The following is a 4,989-nucleotide window of genomic DNA, read 5'->3' as shown; positions in this document are numbered from 1 at the left end:
GGCAAAAAACGCCTCTACATGACAGCAACCCCTAAGATCTTTACCGACAAGCTGAAAAAGAAGGCTGACGCATCTGATGCTGTTCTGGCGTCCATGGATGATGAAGAGCTCTATGGAAAAAATCTTTACACGTATACTTTTTCAAAAGCTCTAAAAGATAAACTTTTAACACCCTATAAAGTTATCGTCTTGGCTGTTGATGAAGCAATTATTAACGCAACGATTCAGAAACGCCTTAAAGATAAAAATTCCGAACTTATTCTTGATGATACAACTAAAATCATTGGCTGCTACAAAGCACTTTCCCAAATAGAAAAGAAGGAAGAAGATGGCATAAAACCTATGCGTCGTTCTCTGGCTTTTTGTAAAAATATCAAGACGTCTCAATTAGTTAGCGAACTATTCAATGACGCCATTGATGAATATCATAAATTTGTTCCCGAAAGTAAGACTTCTCTTATCTTTGATGTTAAGCACATTGATGGATCTTTTAATGGCAAAAATCGTAATAAATTACTTGATTGGCTTAAAGAAGAGACAGATGAGAATAACTGCCGTGTGTTAACCAATGTCCGATGTCTCTCTGAAGGAGTCGATGTCCCTGCTCTTGATGCGGTTATGTTTTTACACCCGCGTAAAAGTCATGTGGATGTGATACAGGCTGTGGGGCGTGTGATGCGCCGCGCAGAAGGTAAAACAACAGGCTACATTATTTTACCCGTTGGTATTCCCTTTAATATTCCACCACAACAGGCTTTAGAAAACAATACAAAGTATGATGTCATCTGGCAAGTTCTCAATGCTTTGCGTGCTCATGATGACAACTTTAAAAACAAAATAAAAGCCTTAGAGCTGGACCAAGATGTTCGTCATGTGTTTGAGATTGTAGGGGTTACTTTTGACCCTGCTTTACAAGCAATGACCGCAGTTGTTGACGAACTCTCTTTCCACGCGAAATCGGAAAGTGCTGGGCTTCATATTGGTTCAGTAGCAAGTGAAAGCTCTTATAAATATGGAGGACAAAAAGAATTCGAGTTTTATGTTGATGAATTATCGCGTGCTATTAAGCCCATCATTGTCAAAAAATGTGGAGAGCCTAATCAGTGGGGAAATTGGGCTGGCAATGTAGCTGCAATTGCACAAAATCATATTATTCGTCTTAAAAGCATACTCGCTGATAAAAAGAGTGAAGCCTTTCACGCTTTTGATGCCTTTCATAAAGAATTAAAGAACGGTTTAAATGACAGTATCGAGCAAGAGGATGCACTTGAGATGTTGGCGCAACACCTTGTGACACGTCCTATTTTTGAATCCTTGTTTGATGGAAATGAGTTTGTGCAAAACAATGCCATTTCACAAGCCATGGAAAAGATCTTAAGAGAACTTGATAAGATGAATATCAAAGACGAAGCCAAAGATCTTGAAAAGTTTTATCAAAGTGTAAAGGATGATACAGAGGGTATTATTGAAACGCGAGCAAAACAGAATCTTATTATCAAACTTTACGAAGATTTTTTTACCAAGGCATTCAAAAAGACAACAGATAAACTTGGGATTGTTTATACGCCTATTGAAATAGTTGATTTTATCTTACATTCCGTCAATGATGTTTTAGAGCAAGAGTTTGGACAAAGCTTAAGTTCTCGAGGCGTCTCTATTCTTGACCCTTTCACTGGAACGGGGACCTTTATTACACGGCTTTTACAATCCAAGCTCATCAAACCAGAGGATATGAAATATAAATTCCGTCATGATATTCATGCCAATGAGATTGTTTTGCTAGCCTATTACATAGCAGCGATTAACATTGAATCGACCTATCATAGTCTTATGAAAGGAGAGTATATCCCTTTTGAAGGAATTTGTTTAACTGATACGTTTTTGATGCTTGAAGAAAAAGATTTTTTTACACGCTATATGTTTGAGAATTCAGAGCGGTGTAAAAAACAGCAGGAAGTAGATATCCAAGTTATTGTTGGCAATCCTCCTTATTCAACAGGTCAAAAAAGTGCTAATGACAATGCAAAGAATACCCCTTATCCCATATTAAATAACCGTATTCGTGAAACCTATGCTGCTCAATCTAAATCAATGAATACGCGAAATTTTTATGACAGTTATATTCGTGCTATGCGCTGGGCAAGTGACCGTATTGGTAATGCTGGGGTAATCGGCTTTGTTTCTGGCTCTGGTTACATAGAAAAATCGACAATGAATAGTTTACGAAAATCTTTAGCCAAAGAATTTACGAGTATTTATGTACTTAATTTACGAGGGGATCTTCGTAAAAATATGTTAAGCAATGGAGCTGCTCAAGAAGGTGAAAATGTTTTTGGTAGTGGTAGTATGACGGGCATTGCCGTGACGCTGTTTATAAAAAATCCCAATACTATTGGACCTTGTAAAATTTACTATCATGATATTGGTGATAATCAAACAAGAGAAAAAAACTTAAAACAATTAAGGACTTTGGTAGTATTGATGGCATTACACGAAGTAAAAAAGATTGGCAAATAATCACACCAGATAAGCATGGTGATTGGATACGTCAACGTGATGACAGTTTTGAAACATTCTTAGCTTTAGGCGATAAGAGACCTCATGAGAAAAAACTCTTTGAGATTTATTCTTGTGGCATTACGACTAGTCGTGATGCTTGGGCATACAATTCAAGTCGTGCAATTTTAGCGAAAAATATGGGTAACATGATTGCCTTCTATAACAGTGAAGCAGAACGTTTTAATAATGCTTATGCGCACACTGACAGTAAATCACGTACAAAGGCTGTAGATAATTTTGTTAATTCAGATACAAGCAAGATAAGTTGGAGTTTGAATATAAAAAAACAATTAGCAAGAGGTCATATTTTAAAATTTGAAGAAGTCGGTTTTGTTCAAAGTTTATATCGTCCTTTTACACGACAGTGGCTTTATTATAATCGCATTTTTAATGAAGCAATTTATCAAATGCCTCGTATCTTTCCTGTAGAAAAAATGATCAAAAATACAGTGATACAAGTTTCTGCTATAGGGGCAAGAAGTGGATTTTCTGTTATTATGACTAAGGATCTACCTGATTTTCATGCAATAGATACTGGACAATGCTTTCCACGTTATATTTACGAAGACACGACGGTTTCAAAAGATAAAAATGAGAAACAATCCCATTTATTTGCAAATGCTACAGAAGAAAACAAAACTGTTGGTTTACAGAGGCATGATGCCATAACTGATGAAGGATTAGCACATTTTAAAGCAGCTTATCCTAATGAAAAAATCACTAAGGATGATCTATTCTATTATGTTTACGGTATACTTCATTCGGAAGATTATCGTGCCCGTTATGCTGATAACCTCTCTAAAGAATTGCCTCGTATCCCGTGTGTAAAGAGTGCTGATGACTTTTGGAAATTTGTAACAGCAGGACGTGAACTAGGTCATTTGCACGTGAATTATGAAGATGTAGAGCCTTATCCCGTGATCTTTAAAAAGGGTAATCCAAAACAGACAGAAATCTCTAATCTCGAAAAATTCTATTATGTGACTGAAATGAAATTCGCAAAAATTAAGAATAGTAAGGAAAAGGATAAATCGACTGTTATTTACAATAGCAATATTACCATAACAGATATCCCTCTTGAAGCTTATGAGTATATCGTCAATGGCAAGCCTGCTCTTGAATGGGTTATGGGGCGTCAATGCGTTAAGACTGATAAAAAGAGTGGTATTGTGAATGATGCTAATCGCTATGCTGTTGAAACCGTTGGCAACCCTGCTTATCCATTAGAGTTATTTCAAAGGGTTATTACTGTAAGTTTAGAGACAATCAAAATTGTTAAGAACCTACCAAAATTAGAAATTAGAGAAACTGAATAACTTATAAAGCATGCTCACATAATGGGCATGCTAATCTTATTAAAGCCGCTTATGTATTAGTTTAAATAAAAGTTTATTTTATCATCTGTTATGAGATAACTAAGATAGGAAAGAATTACGTTATCAGAAATCCTTTAATGGACTTTTGTAAATTCTTTAAACGTATCATCTTGTGAATTGATTACCTATAATCTTTAAAAGGAGTGTTTATATGCGTTATTCTAAAAAGAAATCATTTGCACTTTTAGATACTCTTATTTGGATTGCCTTTAAGAGATTATACCGTATTTAAAATGATAGCTTTATCCTTTTCAAAAGCTTTGTTTAAACAGAGTTATGTATATTCATTTTCTTATATTACTTATAGGTTTTGTCTGTTTTTAAAACCCCCAAAACCCCTACAAAACCCTCTTAGATATATATTAAAAATTGTATTTATGTGTTATGTTTAATATAGGTTGTTTATTTGAAAGATTAACTTATTGAAATATAATAACTTTTATTTTGGATTAAAAAATATATATAAAGGGGGGGGGTAAAAAGACCCCCCAAAACCCCCATACCCCCCTAAACTCATAACCATAATAGTCTTAATAGCATTTCTTATGATTATAAACCGTTTCTTTTGAAGGGCTTTAAAGGATCATATGCTTTTCATAAAGCACATTTTAATCACTCACTAAAATCATAAGATTCGTCTGTTAAATAAACTGACATAACCGATAAAATAGACAAAAGCCCATTAAAAGAGATTTTTATAATCTATGGAATAATTTTATAGATCTTTTTTTATAGGTTGTTTCCTTAAAATCTTGCACCAAAACCATGATCAGAGCCATACCACTGTTGAGTTTTTCAACTAGTGATCAAGACTTTGGAGCGCGTCTTATTTTCTAAATTTCTGAAATCTTTTTGATATTTTTTAGGTGCTATTTCTTGTCTTTTTTTCCGATAAAATTGACTATTTTCTCTTTCCACGAGCGGGGTTGCTCCTTGCTGGTAACCTCTTGTTGATCATCAAACTTTTCTGCCACCCGTTCAATCAAAGCGTAGCTCACTTGCTTCACCTTTGCTACTTCTTTGGCTAAAGCTAATGCACGTTCAAGGTGGGTTT

At 35.0% G+C, this 4,989-nt stretch carries 1 protein-coding gene and 1 pseudogene; one reads left to right on the top strand and one right to left on the bottom strand.

Annotated elements, in window-relative coordinates:
• Nucleotides 1–3,875 (top strand): annotated as a pseudogene (locus ACFIQC_RS09220) (type ISP restriction/modification enzyme); the annotation flags it as partial.
• Between the two features lie 929 nt (nt 3,876–4,804).
• On the opposite strand, the gene ACFIQC_RS09215 reads toward ACFIQC_RS09220, so the two are convergent.
• Nucleotides 4,805–4,989, bottom strand: a 185-nt coding sequence (locus ACFIQC_RS09215) for a hypothetical protein (protein ID WP_375707084.1), incomplete at its 5' end; no start/stop codon positions are given.

Source organism: Bartonella sp. AA126HLJHH (genome assembly GCF_042197425.1).
In the GTDB taxonomy this organism is placed as follows: domain Bacteria; phylum Pseudomonadota; class Alphaproteobacteria; order Rhizobiales; family Rhizobiaceae; genus Bartonella.
Note: the sequence above shows the minus strand (reverse complement) of the source record. Positions and strands in the feature narration are given on the sequence as shown.